The organism is Alphaproteobacteria bacterium, assembly GCA_016699305.1.
GTDB lineage: Bacteria > Pseudomonadota > Alphaproteobacteria.
Genome location: CP064970.1, coordinates 1960373 through 1977414, shown reverse-complemented (window position 1 = coordinate 1977414; position 17042 = coordinate 1960373). Strand labels below are relative to the sequence as shown.

Below are 17042 nucleotides of genomic sequence, written 5' to 3'. Positions count from 1 at the left end.
TGATAGGCCTGGATGGCTTTGTCGTGGACTACCATCGAAACGGGGCTTTATCAAAAAGCATTGAAGAAACGCGGCATTCTCTATCAGGAGCCAAGTGAAGCGTTACGAGAACAATCGGTGGAGGTTATTCTGGCGACAATCGGACAAAATATTACGGACTCTATGATCGATACCTATGTGAAGAGCGTTCTACAGGAAGCACGGCAGGATACACAGATCAACACCATCGGCCTCGTTTGTACGGAATTGCCACTCGTTTTCCCTCAAAAACTGGACGAATTCCAACTTATAGGAAGCTTAAAGGAAGCGGCGGCATACATCGTTGGGCTACATTTTGGGAGGTAGCTTTCGTTTAGCAGCTTGCTAAAGCTATTCTTGCTGTGTAAACGCATTATAGTAATCTATCCTATGCGCATCTGCAGAACTTGGGTGCTATATGGTACACATGATAGAGAAAGTCCTATGATGAAATCGAGAACGGCCCAAGCTATTGACGCAAGGCAGATAAAAGCAGGTCGTGCGCTACTGGGGTGGTCGCAAGATGATTTAGCGAAAGCCTCTGGGCTTTCCATAGGCACTATCCGTAAGCTTGAGCTTGGTTTTGTGTCTCCCCGTAGTCGCACTATGAACGCATTGGTTGCAGCAATGGAGCAGGAGAATATTGAATTTACGCCGTTTATGGGCGTGCAGCTTAAAGACAGTCATATAGAAACCATTATAGGCACACCAGAACAAAACGCATTACGGCTTCAGAAAGATATATTCATGACCATGAAAGATAATAGTGGTGAAGTACTTTCATTGTTTGCGGATAATTCAATTGCGACTTCTATGGTTATTGCTGGACTAAATGGACTAATGAATAATGGATTAAAATTTAGATTTATTATTCAAAATAACAAAAAAATGATATTTGACAAAAGTTTTTATAGATGTGTTAATGATTCATTATTAAATCATAATTTACAAGTTATATATGGCAGAAGAGTTGCCATATTTGAAAGAAAATCCGGCGATAAATACTTAAATAAGAAAATGGTTATTATAGATAATAAAACATTATCTGACTCATGTAAGGAAATATTTGATTTTATCTGGTGCCATGGAGATTATCCCGCCTAGGCCATACCCTCCTGACGCTAACATCTATCTATCGCACGATTCTAGAAGATTTCTTTGCAAATCCAATAGCTCTCGATCTTTAGCCCCTCGCCTCGTCAAATCACCGTATGCATGATGTCGGCTTCGCTGGGCGAGCTGACCGATGTGGCTAGGGTGCCTTTGTTGCAGTTTCTCGGATAATTTCTTTTCCGGCAAAAACCAACTCATTAACGAAGTTGCAAGACTTTGCGCGCGAGGGTCATCATAGAGTTCACTCTATCCAAGTCGCGCAGGAGATCCGTCTGCCGTGAGAAATAACGAAAAACTCCAAGAGATTTTTTCCAAGGCGCTGGAACTGCCCTTGGAAAAAATCAATGACGACCTGGCCTATACCAGTGTCCCACAATGGGATTCCGTCAGTCATATGGCCTTGATCGCCGCATTAGACGAAGGCTTTGGGCTGATGATCGAAACCGATGACGTGATCGGCATGAGCAGTTTTGGCAAGGCGCGCGAGATCCTAGCCAAATATGGCGTGGCCTTCGAAACCGTCACCGTCTAGCTTAAAAAAGGCGGGGTTCCATGTTCTGGCATCTTGACCGTCCATCCCAGCATCCCGCCTTATGGCAGGAAGCCAGCGTTGGTGCCGTCAGCTATGACCAGCTTCATTCAGCCTGTCAGGTCTTTGCGCAATCCCTGAACGCGCGATTTGGTCGCCGCAGCCTGGGGCTGATCGGCATGGCCAATGACCTGGGCAGTGTGACGGCTTATCTAGGCGCATTGCAGGCCAACGCGCCCGTGATTCTGGTGGATCCCAAGATGGACCCGGCCTTATGGCAGAGTTTGGTGGATATCTACGCGCCCGAATGGTTGGTCTGGCCACAAGGCCAGACCGTGCCCGAGGGCTGGACGCCAGAGGCCCAGTCATCGCCAAATGGACCGCCTCTGTCGTTGCCCTGGCACCCGCCTTCCGCGCCAAACTTGAACGACAAACTGGCATTGATGTTGTCCACTTCCGGCTCGACCGGCAGTCCGAAATTGGTGCGACTATCCTATGACAACCTCGAGGCTAACGCCCATTCGATCGCTTCCTATCTTGGCCTACTGGCACAGGATCGAGCCATCACATCCTTGCCGCTGCAATACTGCTATGGACTGTCAGTTCTGAACAGCCATCTCAAAGTCGGCGGCAGCGTGATCCTGACCGAACAGACGGTCATGCAACGCGCATTCTGGGATATGTTTCGCCGATATGGCGTCAGCTTTTTGGCAGGCGTGCCCTTTACCTATGAGATGCTCGAACGCCTGCGTTTCGAGACCATGGACCTGCCAAGCCTGCGCATCCTGACCCAGGCCGGTGGCCGTCTGCCGCCCGAGCGCGTCGCCCGCATGGAGCAATTGGCCCAATCGCGCGGATGGAGCTTTTTTGTGATGTACGGCCAGACCGAGGCTACGGCGCGCATGGCCTATATGCCGCCCCATCGGTTGCGTGACAAACCGGGCAGTATCGGCATCGCCATTCCCGGCGGCAGGTTAGAGATCGACTCACATGCCGAGAATGAAATCGTCTATCGCGGCCCCAATGTGATGCTGGGCTATGCCCAAAAACGGGACGACCTGGCCCTTGGCGACCAGATGGGCGGCGTGCTGCGTACCGGCGATCTGGGCGTGGTGGATGAAGAAGGGTTCTTCACTGTCACGGGGCGCAAATCGCGCTTCTTAAAGCTGTTCGGGCAACGCATCAGCCTCGGTGACGTGGAAGAACGCCTGCAACAGAGCCTTGGCACGACTGTCGCCTGTTATGGAACCGACAGCCTGCTTTATGTCGCCTTGGATAGGGCCGAGGCGGTGGAACATGCCTGTCAGATGATCAAGGACCGTTATCATCTGCACGGATCATGCCTGAAAGTCTTTTACGCCGATCCTTTGCCACGTCTGCCCAGCGGCAAGGTGGATTACGAATCCTTGCGCCGAATGCAAGTATCATGAGCACTGCATCCCCTTGCCCTGCGCTTGATGTGGCATCGGTCCCGCCTTTCAGTTTAGCGGGAGAATCGCGGCGTTCGTTCCTGAAAGAACATCTAGCGGCGCTGACCGCGTGGCATAGGGCATCATGCCCGGCTTATGCCCGTATCCTTGACGCCATGGGTGTCGGCGCGGTGGATGGTTCGCCTGAATCCTTGCCCTTCTTGCCCGTCCCTTTGTTCAAGACGATTGATCTACGCAGCGTGCCTGATTCACAGGTGACGCGCGTGCTGACCTCCAGCGGCACCAGTGGCCGTCCCGTCTCGCGCATCGCCTTGGACAGCGCCACATCGGTGCTTTTGGGCCAGGCCTTTGTTGCGGTGACTCGCGATCTTTTGGGCGCGACACGCCGACCGATGATGATCCTGGACAGCCGCGACGTGTTGCACGGCGCGGCGCGCGGCACGGCGCGGGCGGCGGCGGTACTGGGCTTTGCACCTTTCGGACGCGATCATTTCTACGCGCTGGATGCCGATCTGCGTCCTAACTGGGACGCTGTGCGCGCCTGGCTGGATCGTCAAGGAACACAGCCCATTTTGCTGTTTGGATTCACCTTTATCGTCTGGCAATGCTTTGTGCAGGCGGCGCGCGAACAAGGCATAAGCCTGACATTGCCCAAGGGCAGTCTGCTGCTGCATGGCGGCGGGTGGAAACGCATGGCCGATCAGGCCGTCTCGCCCCAGGATTTTGCCGACACATTGGCACAGACCTTCGCGCTGCAAGACGTGCGCAATTACTATGGCATGGTCGAGCAAACAGGCGCGGTGTTTATGTCATGCCCGCATGGACGATTGCATGTGCCTTGCTATGCCGATGTTCTGGTGCGCGATCCTGCCAGCTTGCGCCCATTGCCGCAGGGTGAATCCGGTCTGTTGCAGGTGATGAGCATCTTGCCGCGCAGTTATCCGGGCCATGTGTTGCTGAGCGAGGATTTGGGGGCCGTGACGGGCGAGGACGACTGCCCCTGTGGCCGCCCAGGCAAGACCGTGCGTATCGAAGGCCGCCTTCCCGCCGCCGAGCTGCGCGGTTGCAGCGAAACCCGTGTGGTGGGAGGCTAGATGATGGAATATCTGCTGGCTCCCGCCTCTTTTGCCGCAAAGCCCGATGATTGGCGCGCCGCCGCGCTTCATGTGGCTGGCCAACCCCTCTTATCTCCTTTTGATCCACGCGCCTTGGCCTTTATCAAGGATGTCAGCAATGCCATTCTGACATCACGCGAGATGAGGGCCTATCCCGAGCTGATGGCCATGGCGCATCATCTGCGCCCCGCCGTTCTGGCCAAGATGGAGACGGATTATCGTGAAAGCGAGGTTCTATCCCACAAGCGCGGCGCCTATATTCTGCCGCTGGGACTGGCCTTTCATATAGCCCCGTCCAATGTGGACAGCGTGTTTATTTATTCGTGGTTCCTGTCGATGCTGGCAGGCAACAGCAACATCATCCGCCTATCGCGCAAGCGCGGTGGTCAATTGGAGGCGCTGTGCGATATTTTACGCGCGGCATTGGCGCGCCATCCGGCCATTGCCGATAGAAGCCTGGCCCTAAGCTATGAACCGGACGACGCCATCACCGCCGAATTATCGGGCCTGTGCCAAGCGCGGATCGTGTGGGGCGGCGATGCGACCGTGCAGGCGCTGCGCGCCATTCCTTTGCCGGCCCTGGCGCGCGAGGTAGCGTTTCCCGATCGCTTCTCTCTGGCTTTGATAGATGCGAAGGCCGTGACTTCCATGTCCGCGCATGATCTGACGAATCTGGCGCAGAATTTTTATATCGACGCCTTCTGGTTCGATCAACGCGCCTGTTCCTCGCCCCGTTTGCTGCTATGGATCGGCGCGCCTGACGCCGTGCGACAGGCTCAATCCGTGTTCTGGCCCGCCGTAGCGACCGAGCTGGCGCGTCGCGGATGGTCTTTGTCCCCGGCGGCGATGATCGAACGCATGACCGGCGCGCAAAGCCTGACGGCGCAAGGATTGGTCACGCGCATAAACGGCCAGCTTGCACATGAGGCTTGCCGCCTGGAAGCCCATCAATCAGGCCCCGAATTGCGTGAACGACATCCAGGCCTTGGAACTTTCGTCGAGCAACAGGTGGACACCCTGGAAGCGGCACTCGGTCAATTGAGCGCCCGCGATCAAACCGTCTTATGCATAGGGGTGAATACCGAGGCGCTTCGTCCCCTATTGTCGTCTCTTCCTGCGCGCGCCGTGGACCGCTTTGTCGCGCCCGGTCAGGCTCTGGTTTTCGAGACCATCTGGGACGGCATGAACCTGCAAGAACGTCTCACCCGCATCGTCACCATCGGGATCAACTAGGCCATACCAGGCGAAGCCGTCATCGGCAGCTTCCAATGTTGGGCCAGGATTGGGCGAATAGAGTCCAGGCGGTGGACCAGATGATGCGGCTTCGCTGCACCAAGACGCCGATGGGTGCTGTAGCCGCCCGAAATCAGAATGGATAAAGCATCGCCACCCAGTTCATGAGCGATATGGGCCTCTTCTGGCGTGTCACCGATCACCACGGCTTGAGCGGGAGAAATGCCCTGCCGTTCTAGATAACGAGCCGCCCTTTGTCCCTTGCCACGGCTATGCGCGGGATCATGAGCTTCGCCATCGTCGCGCGAACTAATATGGGAGATCATCGAGGATAGAGACAAGCGGCGCGCGTTTCTTTCAATGCTTTTCCGATCATGATTGCTCAGGATGACCACACGCACTTCGTTGATATGCAGCCAGGATAACAAGTCGCGCGCACCTTGGCGTGTGCGGGCGCGGGCAGCGATTGGCTCATACTTTTCGCCGAACATTTGAGTAAGCGAATGCGGGGGAATTGCCTTGAATCTTTCCATATCGCAACCCGCTTGCTCATAGAGCCGGGTAAACGGAACATCGAAGAAACGCCGGAATTCCCCTATGTTCAGAGGCCGACCGCCGAGCTGCTGTATGAAATGGCTGGCCATGCGCGCCGAAATGGCCGTATCAGCCAGCAACGTCCCGTTCCAGTCAATAAAGGCTACGAATTCATTCGGCATATGCTTCTCGTTCTATCAGGCGGCGGCTTCGTCATCTTTGGGCGGTTCTGTAGATGGGGGAGGCAAATCCGTTGAACCGGGAAGCGGCGGCGGTGCATCTTGCTTTTCAGGCGGGGTCGCAAGAACAGCCTGAGGCCGCACCGGCATGACGCATGTCACTCGTGTCCCATGATTGATACGGCTCTCCAAATCCACATGACCGCCATGCAGTTCGATAAAGCTCTTGACCAAGGACAGCCCCAGCCCCACTCCCGCCTGGCGGTGTTGGATATTGGCGCGCTCGAACTTGCTGAATACCCGCTCTTGATCGTCCACCGAGATTCCAATGCCGGTATCGATAACCGACAGAGTCAACCAGCCATCTTGAATATCGGCCGCCATGGTGATGCGGCCCCCGGGCGGCGTGTATTGAATGGCGTTGCTGATGAGGTTGAACAAGGCCTGTTTTAAGCGATGCTCGTCGGCCTGGATGGTGCCGATCTCGCTGTCGCAGTCGATGAGAATCTCCAGCAATTGTTGCCGCGCCCATTCGCGCGTCATCGAGGCGGTTTCTTGCAGCAATGTCGGCACGTCCACCGCCTGATAATGCAAGGCCATGCGCCCGGATTCGATCATCGCCAAGTCCAGCACGTCGTTGATCAGCAACAACAGGCGCTTGCTGGCATCCATGATGGTGCGGGCGTATTCCAATTGGCGCTCGTTGAGCGTGCCGAAATATTGATTGGCCAGGATTTCCGCAAAGCCCATGATGGTGTTCAACGGCGTGCGTAATTGATAGGACACATTGGCCACGAATTCGGATTTCAACCGATCCGCTGCCGCCAAGGCCGAGTTGGTGGCGCGCAAAGCCTGTTCGATCTGCACCGAGTCGGTCACGTCCAGATAACAATTCAGCACCGCGCCATCGGGCAGCGGCACGGTGTTGAACTTGACGACCGAATGATCCGTGCGTTCCATGCGCCCGGCCCGCGTCACGCGATCCAGCGCATAACCCGTCATCTCATTCTTAAAATCTTCCCATTTGTCGCCATAGTCGAACAGAGGCTTCATCTGTTCCAACAAATCGCCGATGCGCGGACTTGATGCCAAAGAATTCGTATCCAGGCGCCAGATGCGGGCAAAGGCCGGATTGCTAAGCTTGAGCCTGCCATCGCTGCCGAACACCGCTATTCCTTCGGCCAGATTGTCCAGGGTCTCCTGCTGCACGGCGATCAAGGTATTGTAACTGGATTCCAGCGCCAGGCGATCGGTGACGTCCTCATGCACGAACATCAGCCCGCCGAACGGATGCGGCACGGCCAACACGCGTAATGTGGTGCCGTCGGGCAGATGCATCATATCTTCGTGCGGCTCAATCAACGAGGTGAACAGACCAAGACGCTCGCGCTTGTAATGTTGAAAGTCGATCTGCTCGGGCGCGCGGCGGCGGGTGCGCAAATCTTCAAGGATTTCGGAGAAACTCGGCTCGCCCAACAAAAAGGCTTCTTCCGCGCCCCACAGCCTCTGATAGGCGCGGTTAAAGAATTTGAGGCGCGTATCAGATCCATAAATAGCGATGGCCGAACTCAGATGCTCAAGCACCTCGGCATGAGCGGAAATATGCCGTGCCAATTCGGCCTCAACCTCTTCGCGCTGCGTTTGATCGACAGCGGTGCCCACAACGGCCTTTTCAACATTCTCTGTCGGTGTTTCCTGAATGACCAACAAACGGCGCTGCCCGCCTACGACCACATGGCGCGTTTCGCTTTGAGGCTGGCGCGTAGCCAGCGTCCTGCGTCCCAACGAGGCGGCACCGTCGCGCAGCATTTGCGGAGCCAATTCCACCTGATCTTTGATCACGTCATCAAGCGACAAACCGACCGCCTGGGCGTATGTCTTGTTGCACCAAGCAATCCTGCCATCGGCATGACGCAACCAGACGGGAATCGGCAGCGTGTCCAACACCGATTGCCAGGCCGTGGCCACGGCCCGCTCCTCCAAGATCGCGCGGCGGTGTTCGTCCTCGCCCTTGACCATCTCGCCGATATCTTGGAACCACAGAATAAAAGTGACCATGCTGGCCATCTCGCGGCTACCGCGTCCGCGCTTGCCATGAACGCGCAACATGCGACCTTCCTGGGTGCTGACATCCAGCCGAAAGGGACGGCCATTGCGCCTGATAAGCATCCATGCCCGAAGTAGCCGCGTGACATCGTTGGGGCGAAGATGCGCCGACAGATCATCCAGCCTTTCAGGATTTTCCTGTCCTAGGATCTGCCCCAGGCCGAAACTGTCATGCACATGACCTTCGATATTCAGTGTCGCGTAGGCCATCGGTGCCGAGGACAGAATCGTGTCCATTTCAAACAATTCGCCCTGCATGGCACCCGATTTCATCCGTTGCCGCGCAGCGTCACGATCAGAACGCGCCAGCAACCCCGCGCCAATCAGGCTGGTCCCCGCGCATAACATCGCCATCTCACGCGCATGGGAATAGGAAAACATGGCGCTGGCCGCGATCGATGCCCCGGCCAATATCGCCATCATGATCGGCGCATGACGAATGACCAGCGCTTCTACTCGGCTCGGAGGCATGGAGGGGTGCTCCCAGATCGCAACAGTTCAAGGGGCGACGTATCAATGTCTAAAACGGCAAGACACCGCGAATCCAGAGAGGCGGCGTCTTTAGACCGAGACATCACTCACGCGGCAACAAAGCAAAGGACGCCAACATATCCCGCAACTCCACCATGCCATCCGCCGCTTCGGAGCTGGTGAACATCAGGCTGGGGAAAGCCGCCGGATGACGCGACAGGCGCGCCGTAATGGCATTCTGATGCGCTTGTCGCAGTGTGGCGTTGATCAGGTCCACTTTCGTTAGCACCACCTGCCAAGATATTCCCGCCGTATCCAGCAACTTCATCATCTCGGCATCCAGCGGCATGATACCGTGACGGCTGTCCACCAACAGGCACACACGGCGCAAGGTGACGCGGCCTTTTAGATAACGTTGCAACAGATCTTGCCAGGCGGCGACCCGCTCTTTGGCGGCGGTGGCAAAGCCATAGCCGGGCAAATCGACCAACATCAAACGCTCGGCCACGCTAAAGAAATTGATCTGCTGCGTACGACCGGGAGTAGACGAGGTGCGCGCCAACGACTTGCGGCGCGTCAAGGAATTGATAAGGCTGGACTTACCGACATTCGACCGTCCCACGAATGCCACCTCGGGCAAACTGGGCGGCGGCAGGGCGGCCAGCGATTCGGCACCCGCGACGAAGCGCGTTTCAGACGCGAACAGCTTATGCCCGGGCCCCTGGGGACCGGCAAGACGACCCGGTGCATCGGAACCGGGAATGGGGACACTGCGGACTGAATTCGCCATACCCATTCTTATATCTGTCCGCGTTAACTTTCACAAGTGCCGGATAACGGGTTAACGCCAGAAAAAGCCGTGATTTTTGGTTAATCCGTCTTGCGATTACGGCAGGATAGACACCAAGGGGCGCGTAACCTCCGGTACCGGAAATCTACGCTCTAGAAGGATGGCCTCGGGCGTCGCGCCGGGACCATAAACTTCTTTGTTCCAGGAATCCTTGGCGGTGATCACCGAACCGTCCAAAGCGACGCCCGCATATAAACCGCCCGACCGGGCAAATGAATACACATCCGCATTCATGCCCAGCCCCGTCGCGGCCTGAGCGCCCATGCCGACATTGGCCACCGCCATGCCCGCATCGCCGCCCAGCGTCACTTCGTTCTTCACCAGGGCGCGCAAGCCCTTTTCCGACATAATGACCAGGATCACTTCCGAATCCTGCGCCCCGAATTGCAGGCCATAGCTGACTCCACCAAGGGCATAGAAGGCCGGCGTGCCCCATTGCTTGGTGGATGGATCACGCACCACCAGCACGCCGTTGCCGCCGCGTCCGCCAATAAAAAAGCCCACACGAAACAGATTGGGGACGACCAAAACGGCACGGGCGCGCATGGTTAAATTCAGCAAGGCGGGGTAGTTGGGGTCCGAGAACATGCTCTCTGCCGTCACCTTGGCCCGTGTTATCAGCTCGGCCTGGTCCGTCAGGCTGGTCGTGGCCGCAACGCCCGCAGCTTCCGTCCCATTGGAAGAAACGGGCACGGTAACCGAGTAGGGAGGAGACGGGGCGACGACGGGCGAGGATACATCCGAACCATCGATGGGCTGAGCCTTCCCCAGATCACCAGGAGGCGTCAAGGGAGCGGTCTCGATAGCGCCGCCATTCTGGGCCGAAGCTGACGGCAATGCCATCGCCATGCATGAGACAGCCGCCGCGACAGCCAGGCTCACTATTTTCCGCGATTGATTCATGTCCCGCCCCCCCCTTGGAGTCCGATATTAGGCGACCGCCAAGCTCAAGGAAAGCCAGGTATCAGCCGCGATTTGCCTTGTTCACAGGCTTTTCCCCGGCATGCGGAGAGACCAACGGCATGATTTTGGCCGCCGGAGAATCCGCCGTGTTATTTGCAGGGGATGCTGGCGTTACTTCCTGTGTGCGTTGACGCAGAACCTGAAGCAGGCTTTCCACATCACCCGAGCCGCGCTGAATAATCGAAGCGAATTCAGCGCGCTGAGTGACGCTCATGCTGATTCCTTCCACCATCACGTCAATCACGCGCCAGCCTTGCGGACGCAGGCGCAACCGCCAATCGACCGTCACGGCAGGGCTGCCATCGGTGGGCATGATCTGCGCGGTGACCACCCAGTCACGCTCGCTCTCGGCGCGGCTACCGACGATTTTAAAGCCTTCGCCCGAATACAGGGAAAAGCGATCCGTGTAGATTTGGATCACCATCCGCTCGAACAGGTCCAGATATTCCTTTTGCTGCTCGGGCGTGGAGATATGCCAAAAGCGACCCAGGGCAAAGCGCCCGATCATGCTCAGGTCAAAGCCGTTTTGCAGCATGTCCTTGAACGTGGCCGCGATCTTTTCCTTGCCTGACGTCTTGTCACGCAGAACGGATAGGGCGCGCTGCGCCAGATCATCCACAAAAGCGGCGGCTGTCTGCTGTTCCTGCGCCATCAAGGGCGCAACCGGCGCAGGTTCCGACGCAGGCTGAACCTCGGCTGCCGATACGCTGGCCGGAATAGCGAAACCAGTCAGAATCATCGCGGCGCACATCGTATGGCGCAAGGACAAAGAAAAAGTCATGTGTGGTCCCTTGGTGATCTTGGATTTATGGTGAGGTTCGCGCCGGAATCCGGCCCGTGTCTGTTGACTAGCAGATTGGCATCGTTCGGGAAAGCTCTTCTTTAGCACCAACATCTTACAGGACCTCTCGACCCAGCCGCCTGAACAGGGTATGAAATGTGACGTACAATTGTGAAGAGATCATGACCAAATCATCTACCGACCCGCATCGCCCGCCCGATAACGCTTTTTGGTTTCTGCCTTTGGGCGGTTCCGGAGAAATCGGTGCGAATATGAACTTATATGGCACCCAAGGCAAATGGCTGATGGTGGATTGCGGCATAACCTTTGGCGAGGAACGCTCGCTGGGGGCCGATGTCTTGGTGGCCGATGCCGATTTTATCACCCAGCGCCGTGACGATTTGGTGGGCTTGGTGTTAACCCACGGGCATGAAGACCATTTAGGAGCCATCGAATATCTCTGGCCACATCTGCAATGCCCCGTCTATGCCACGCCTTTTTCGGCAGGACTTCTGCGCGCAAAGCTCAGTTGGCGCCGCCACGGCGCGCCCCAGGTGCGCATCATCGAAACACCGATTGAGCATCAATGGAATCTGGGTCCTTTTCAGTTAGAAACCATTGCCGTCACCCATTCCATCCCCGAAGCGCGGATGGTGGCCATTACCACGAAGCACGGAACCATTTTGCACACGGGCGATTGGAAGATCGATCCTCACCCTCAAAAAGGTCCACTCATCAATCAAGCCGCTTTGCGCGCCTTGGGCGATCGCGGATTAATGAGCGTCGTTGGCGATTCGACTTGCGCAAACGCCACCAGCGCAGGTCATTCCAATTCCGAAGAAGACGTCAAGAACGAGTTGATCTCTTTGTTTGGAAATCATAAACAACTCATTGGAGTTACATGCTTTTCAACAAATGCTGTCCGGGTAGGCAGCATCGTCGAAGCGGCCCAAGCGCATGGGCGTCATGTCGTCGTGGCCGGGCGTTCACTGTGGCGGATGATCGATATAGCCCAGGAAACCGGCTATTTGTCCAAAGACGCCACGTTCTTATCCGTCCAAGACGCCGAATCTCTGCCGCGCGACAAGATCGCCTTGATCTGCACCGGCAGCCAGGGCGAGGCTCGGGCGGCACTGGCCCGCATGTCGGTCGATTCCTTTCCCGATTTCGAACTGGAGGCCGAGGACGCCATCATTTTTTCGTCCCGCGATATTCCCGGCAATGAACGACCTATCGCCCGGATACGCAACAATCTTTTGCAGCGTGGCATCTCGGTGATTACCTGGCGGGATCGGCCCTTTGTGCATGCCTCGGGCCACCCGTATCCGGATGAATTGACCGAACTATACCAATGGACGCGACCTCGTATGGTGGTTCCCGTGCATGGGGAATACGAGCATCAAACCGCCCATGCGGATATCGCCAAGAAGACGGGGGTCGAACGCAGCCTTATTTCCACCAATGGCGTGATCATCGACCTGAATCCCGATGGGCCGGGCGAAGTGGGACGTATAGAGACCGGCAAGCTGGTGGTGGATGGCCGCCACCTGCGCCCGGTGCGAACGGGTGCCATGGGGCACCGCCGCCGCATGGCCGAACATGGCGGCATCATGGTCACCCTGGTCATGGACCAGGCGGGGCGTTTGCTGCAAGATCCGCGCGCCAGCTTGCTGGGCCTGGGCGATAACGAGGGAACAGCCGATCCTCAGACGCAAAACCAGGTCGCCCAAGCTGCGCGACGTGCGGTGAACGAGATGGCCAAATCGTTACGGATAGAGGACGCGGCCGTCGAACAAGAAGTGACCCATGCCTTGCGTCGCATGATCGATCGTGGCCATGGTAAGAAGCCGCTTATTCAGATTCATATCGTCCGAGTGTGAGGGCCGAAGGAGACATCATCCCATGCGCATTCAATGGCTATTGTTGCTGGTGGCAATTGTCTTGGGGCTGGGTTTCTGGGCATGGCGCAGCCTGGCGCCGATGGAAGTTTCCGTCGTCACCGTTGAGCGCGGCAAAGCGATCGAGGCCGTTTATGCCTCGGGGATCGTCGAATCGGACGATCAAGCGGAGATCGGCAGCGTCGTAGCCGGTCGCGTTGTCGAAGTCTTGGTCGAGGAAGGGCAATCCATCACGCGCGGTCAGCCCTTGGCGCGTCTGGACGACTCTAAAATTCGGCAAAGCCTGACCGATGCCCAATCCCGACTGGAATGGGCGGAAAAGGAAGCGGCGCGCGCCAAATCGCTACTACGCGAAGGCACAGGAGCGCGGCAAGCCTATGAGAAGGCGCAAACCGAGCTGATCACGGCCCAAACGAATCTGGCCGTGCAGCAACAGGCTTTGGCCGATCTGACCATATCCGCGCCTGCCGACGGAATCGTTCAGCGCAAGGATGTAGAAGTCGGCCAAAGCGTGGCGGCGCAAAAGGCATTGTTCATCACGGGTGCCCTTGGCCGATTGGTGGCCAAGCTGGACGTGGACGAGCGCGACATCCCCCGCGTGCGCTTGGGCGCGAACGTCGCCTTGTCGTCCGAAGCCTTCGCCGCAGAGCCGGTCACGGCCATCGTCACGCTGGTGCGCCCGCGCGGCGACGACGCGACGCGTAGCTATCGCGTCGAAGTGGCCTTGCCTGCCGCCACGCGCTTTATGCCTGGCATGACGGTGGATGCGAATATCGTTCTGGCCGAACGCGAGGGGGCTTTGCTGGTGCCCAATAACGCCCTCATCCGCGCAGCCGCTCTCCCCGGCCAAGGCGGCGCGCGAAAGGCCAGTGTGTGGCTGATACGAGAGGGACGCCTGAAACGCCAGGAAGTCAGTTTAGGCAGCCAAGGCCCGCGCACGACCGAGATCACGCAAGGCCTGACGCCCGATGATGTCGTCGCGGAACGTCCCGATAGCCAGATGCGCGAAGGCCGATCCGTGAATCCCAAACGCTAGATTGACAAGGACACCCGTGCTTCCCCTTACCCTCTCCATCGCCCTGTCTCATCTTGTGGCGCGTAAACGGCAAAGTGCCGTGTCGGTGCTGGGCGTGTCGTTGGGTGTTGGCGTGTTCATCGCCATATCGGGCATGATGAACGGGTTCCAAGAATTTTTCCGCAGCGAGATCATCGAAACCAACCCGCATATCGTAATCAGCGACGAATATCGAGCCGCTCCCCCGCAACCCCTGGAACGGCTGAACCCCAAAGACGCAATCGAGGTCACGCGCATCATCCCGCGCGATCCGGTGCGCGGCATTTCGGGCGCGGCTGGGATCATGGAGGCTTTGGAGGCCATGCCAGGTGTGGCCGCCACCCCCACATTAAGCGGCTCATTGATTCTACGCCGCGCGGGACGGGATTTTTCCGTATCGGCCAGCGGCATCGACCCCGTTCGCGAATCCCGTGTCACGCGCTTGGCCAGTGATATCGTCAAGGGCAGCCTGGACTCTCTGGCCGCAGTTCCCGACGGGATCATCATCGGTTCGCAACTTGCCGAACGCATGGGGGCAGATATCGGCGATACGCTGACCGCTTCGGCCTCGCGCGGCGCGGTTCAGCGGTTGCGCGTGGTGGGAATCTTCAAGACAGGCATGGATCAAGTGGATCGGCGCAGCGTGTATCTGTCGCTTGCGCGCCAGCAATCCTTGCAAATGCGCCCACGCATCGTGAACGAGATTCGCATTCGACTGGTCCAGGTCGCCCAATCCATCCCCGTAGCGGCTGAACTGGAATCGCGTTGGGGTTATAAATCCGCACCTTGGGAAGAAACCAATAGCCGCATCCTGGCCGTATTTAAGCTGCAAAACTTCATCATCTATTTTACCGTCAGCTCGATCCTGATCGTCGCGGGGTTTGGTATCTTCAACATCATCACCACTGTTGTTCTAGAAAAATCGCGCGACATCGCCATCCTTCGCGCCGTGGGGCTGGGCGCGGGCGATATCGTCCGCATCTTCGTCTGGGAGGCCTTGGCCGTAGGACTGGCCGGAGTCATCTTGGGCTGTGGGTTGGGCTTTGCCTTCGCCGAAGGCCTACGGCAGATTCCGGCGCCTGGCGCGTCGGACCCCACGCAAACCTTGCGCATTGCCTTGCCCATGTGGCGCTTCGCCTTGGCCGGTGGCCTTGCTCTGCTGACTTCCCTGTTGGCAGGATTCTTGCCCGCTCGCCGCGCCGGACGCGCCGACCCGCTGGAAACCATCCGGGGGGCTTCATGAACGGCGTCATGCTGGAGGCGCGCGGCGTGACCCGCGTTCTGCCCGGCCCACCGCCCGCCACCTTGGTCGGCGGGATCGACCTGATCGCACAGCCGGGAGAATTCCTGGCGATCACCGGCCCGTCGGGATCGGGAAAATCCTCTTTGCTGTATCTGCTGGGACTATTGGATATCCCAAGCGGTGGAGACGTTCTGCTGGGTGGTCTTTCCACCGCCGCCCGAAATCAAGAGGAACGCGCCCGATTGCGCCTGGAGCATTTCGGCTTTGTCTTTCAGTTCCATTTTCTGTTGCCCGAGCTGAGCGCCCTGGACAATGTGTTGATCCCGATGCGCAAACTGAACCAGGGCACCCCGGCGCAGCAGACAAAAAGGGCAAGCACGCTTTTGGAATCCTTGGGTATGGCCGACCACCGGCACAAGCTGCCCGCGCAGATGTCCGGCGGCGAACGTCAGCGCACCGCCATCGCCCGCGCCTTGGCCAACGAGCCGCAATTCATCCTGGCCGACGAACCCACCGGTGCCTTGGACAGCCACAACGGCGCGGCGGTATTTGATATCTTTAAGCGTCTCGCCCGCGAAGGTCGCACTATCTTAATGGTCACGCATGACGAACATCTGGCCGCATCAGCCGGACGACGTGTGGCTTTGCGTGATGGACTGCTGGATCGGGCCGTCTGAATTTCTTCCGTGACAAAGGGGCCGACGATAGGAAAGAATGGTTCCGGCACAGTGAACACAAGGAATTCAACCCGTGATGGGCTGGCTTTTCGGTCGCAAGGTAAACGCACGCACGACCCCGCAAATCCCTTCGGATATGCGGGTTTATGTCGTTGGCGATATCCATGGCCGTCATGACCTGCTGATCGACGTGATCGAAAAAATCATGGACGATAGCGCCCGTCCGCCGCTTGTTCCTAATCAACGCATTGTTTTCTTGGGAGATTATGTCGATCGCGGCCCCCAATCGCGCGAGGTGATCGACACGCTTTTGGCCCTGCGCGAACGCGCCTTGCGCCGAGGCATGGCTATCACCTTTTTGCGCGGCAATCACGAAGCCGCCATGCTGGATTTCATCTCTGGTCCCGCCCAGGCCGCCGGCTGGTTGGGTTTTGGCGGACGCGCGGCCCTGTTCAGCTATGGCGTCCAGCCTCCCAGCTTGGACACCATGTCCCCCAAGGCGCTGGCCGAAACGGCGGAGAAGCTGGATAAGGCGCTACCGCCCGCGCATCGAGACTTCCTGGAGCGTTTGGAACTTAGCCTGGGCATCGGCGATTATTTCTTTTGTCATGCGGGCGTCCGACCTGGTGTGCCGCTGGATCAGCAAAAACCCGAAGACATGCTGTGGATTCGCGAGCCGTTCTTGTCTTCGGCACTCGACCATGGGCAGGTCGTGGTTCACGGCCATACCGTGGTGCCAGAACCGGAATTCTATCCCAATCGCATCGCCCTGGACACGGGGGCTTATGCCACCGGTCGCCTGACTTGCATGGTTCTTTCGGGCAGCGAGAGGCGCGTGTTGTAACCTT

General features: G+C 57.7%; 16 protein-coding genes. 11 read left to right on the top strand and 5 right to left on the bottom strand.

All coding sequences use genetic code 11. The annotated features are described in order from the left end of the window. The first annotated feature begins 12 nt into the window (after window positions 1–12). From IPI58_09435 to IPI58_09410, 6 genes are all read left to right on the top strand, one after another. Window positions 13–345, top strand: coding sequence for an aspartate/glutamate racemase family protein (locus IPI58_09435; GenBank protein ID QQR69025.1), 333 nt, complete (start codon window positions 13–15; stop codon window positions 343–345). 120 nt (window positions 346–465) lie between these two features. Continuing rightward, complete coding sequence (locus tag IPI58_09430; GenBank protein ID QQR70103.1) at window positions 466–1122, top strand: helix-turn-helix transcriptional regulator; 657 nt, start codon at window positions 466–468, stop codon at window positions 1120–1122. Window positions 1123–1408: 286 nt separating this feature from the next. Then, window positions 1409–1663, top strand: coding sequence for an acyl carrier protein (locus tag IPI58_09425; protein QQR69024.1), 255 nt, complete (start codon window positions 1409–1411; stop codon window positions 1661–1663). Window positions 1664–1683: 20 nt separating this feature from the next. After that, on the top strand, window positions 1684–3090 hold the full coding sequence (locus IPI58_09420; protein ID QQR69023.1) for an AMP-binding protein: 1407 nt from the start codon (window positions 1684–1686) through the stop codon (window positions 3088–3090). Beyond that, window positions 3087–4184, top strand: a complete 1098-nt coding sequence (locus tag IPI58_09415; protein ID QQR69022.1) for an acyl-protein synthetase — start codon at window positions 3087–3089, stop codon at window positions 4182–4184. Before IPI58_09420 ends, IPI58_09415 begins: the two co-directional genes overlap by 4 nt. Continuing rightward, window positions 4185–5438, top strand: coding sequence for a hypothetical protein (locus IPI58_09410; protein QQR69021.1), 1254 nt, complete (start codon window positions 4185–4187; stop codon window positions 5436–5438). It abuts the gene before it with no gap. Here IPI58_09410 and IPI58_09405 read toward each other — a convergent pair. The 5 genes from IPI58_09405 to IPI58_09385 form a co-directional block, all read right to left on the bottom strand. Further along, entirely contained in the window at window positions 5435–6154 is a 720-nt protein-coding gene (locus tag IPI58_09405; GenBank protein QQR69020.1) for an HAD family hydrolase, read from the bottom strand. The genes IPI58_09410 and IPI58_09405 overlap by 4 nt on opposite strands. A 15-nt stretch (window positions 6155–6169) precedes the next feature. Then, window positions 6170–8170, bottom strand: coding sequence for a PAS-domain containing protein (locus tag IPI58_09400; protein QQR70102.1), 2001 nt, complete (start codon window positions 8168–8170; stop codon window positions 6170–6172). Window positions 8171–8831: 661 nt separating this feature from the next. Next, entirely contained in the window at window positions 8832–9518 is a 687-nt protein-coding gene (locus IPI58_09395; GenBank protein ID QQR69019.1) for a YihA family ribosome biogenesis GTP-binding protein, read from the bottom strand. Between the two features lie 96 nt (window positions 9519–9614). Further along, entirely contained in the window at window positions 9615–10481 is an 867-nt protein-coding gene (locus IPI58_09390) for a lipid-binding SYLF domain-containing protein (GenBank protein ID QQR69018.1), read from the bottom strand. A 61-nt stretch (window positions 10482–10542) separates the two neighbouring features. Next, on the bottom strand, window positions 10543–11322 hold the full coding sequence (locus tag IPI58_09385; GenBank protein QQR69017.1) for an ABC transporter substrate-binding protein: 780 nt from the start codon (window positions 11320–11322) through the stop codon (window positions 10543–10545). 182 nt (window positions 11323–11504) lie between these two features. Here IPI58_09385 and IPI58_09380 point away from each other — a divergent pair, with 182 nt between their 5' ends. The 5 genes from IPI58_09380 (at window position 11505) to IPI58_09360 (ending at window position 17038) form a co-directional block, all read left to right on the top strand. Beyond that, complete coding sequence (locus tag IPI58_09380) at window positions 11505–13202, top strand: ribonuclease J (protein ID QQR69016.1); 1698 nt, start codon at window positions 11505–11507, stop codon at window positions 13200–13202. A gap of 22 nt (window positions 13203–13224) precedes the next feature. Then, window positions 13225–14256, top strand: coding sequence for an efflux RND transporter periplasmic adaptor subunit (locus IPI58_09375; protein QQR69015.1), 1032 nt, complete (start codon window positions 13225–13227; stop codon window positions 14254–14256). 16 nt (window positions 14257–14272) lie between these two features. Further along, the gene (locus IPI58_09370; GenBank protein QQR69014.1) at window positions 14273–15517 is read left to right on the top strand and encodes an ABC transporter permease; all 1245 of its coding nucleotides are present in this window, start codon (window positions 14273–14275) and stop codon (window positions 15515–15517) included. Beyond that, on the top strand, window positions 15514–16194 hold the full coding sequence (locus IPI58_09365) for an ABC transporter ATP-binding protein (GenBank protein QQR69013.1): 681 nt from the start codon (window positions 15514–15516) through the stop codon (window positions 16192–16194). The genes IPI58_09370 and IPI58_09365 overlap by 4 nt, the downstream gene beginning before the upstream one ends. Window positions 16195–16270: 76 nt before the next feature. Continuing rightward, on the top strand, window positions 16271–17038 hold the full coding sequence (locus tag IPI58_09360) for a serine/threonine protein phosphatase (GenBank protein ID QQR70101.1): 768 nt from the start codon (window positions 16271–16273) through the stop codon (window positions 17036–17038). The last annotated feature ends 4 nt before the right edge of the window (window positions 17039–17042 follow it).

Bases quoted from the DNA above. Each gene is read 5' to 3' on its own strand.
- IPI58_09435 (QQR69025.1), top strand. From the start codon at position 13: ATGGCTTTGTCGTGGACTACCATCGAAACGGGGCTTTATCAAAAAGCA.
- IPI58_09430 (QQR70103.1), top strand. From the start codon at position 466: ATGAAATCGAGAACGGCCCAAGCTATTGACGCAAGGCAGATAAAAGCA.
- IPI58_09420 (QQR69023.1), top strand. From the start codon at position 1,684: ATGTTCTGGCATCTTGACCGTCCATCCCAGCATCCCGCCTTATGGCAG.
- IPI58_09415 (QQR69022.1), top strand. From the start codon at position 3,087: ATGAGCACTGCATCCCCTTGCCCTGCGCTTGATGTGGCATCGGTCCCG.
- IPI58_09410 (QQR69021.1), top strand. From the start codon at position 4,185: ATGATGGAATATCTGCTGGCTCCCGCCTCTTTTGCCGCAAAGCCCGAT.
- IPI58_09405 (QQR69020.1), bottom strand. From the start codon at position 6,154: ATGCCGAATGAATTCGTAGCCTTTATTGACTGGAACGGGACGTTGCTG.
- IPI58_09400 (QQR70102.1), bottom strand. From the start codon at position 8,170: ATGGTCAAGGGCGAGGACGAACACCGCCGCGCGATCTTGGAGGAGCGG.
- IPI58_09395 (QQR69019.1), bottom strand. From the start codon at position 9,518: ATGGCGAATTCAGTCCGCAGTGTCCCCATTCCCGGTTCCGATGCACCG.
- IPI58_09390 (QQR69018.1), bottom strand. From the start codon at position 10,481: ATGAATCAATCGCGGAAAATAGTGAGCCTGGCTGTCGCGGCGGCTGTC.
- IPI58_09385 (QQR69017.1), bottom strand. From the start codon at position 11,322: ATGACTTTTTCTTTGTCCTTGCGCCATACGATGTGCGCCGCGATGATT.
- IPI58_09380 (QQR69016.1), top strand. From the start codon at position 11,505: ATGACCAAATCATCTACCGACCCGCATCGCCCGCCCGATAACGCTTTT.
- IPI58_09375 (QQR69015.1), top strand. From the start codon at position 13,225: ATGCGCATTCAATGGCTATTGTTGCTGGTGGCAATTGTCTTGGGGCTG.
- IPI58_09365 (QQR69013.1), top strand. From the start codon at position 15,514: ATGAACGGCGTCATGCTGGAGGCGCGCGGCGTGACCCGCGTTCTGCCC.
- IPI58_09360 (QQR70101.1), top strand. From the start codon at position 16,271: ATGGGCTGGCTTTTCGGTCGCAAGGTAAACGCACGCACGACCCCGCAA.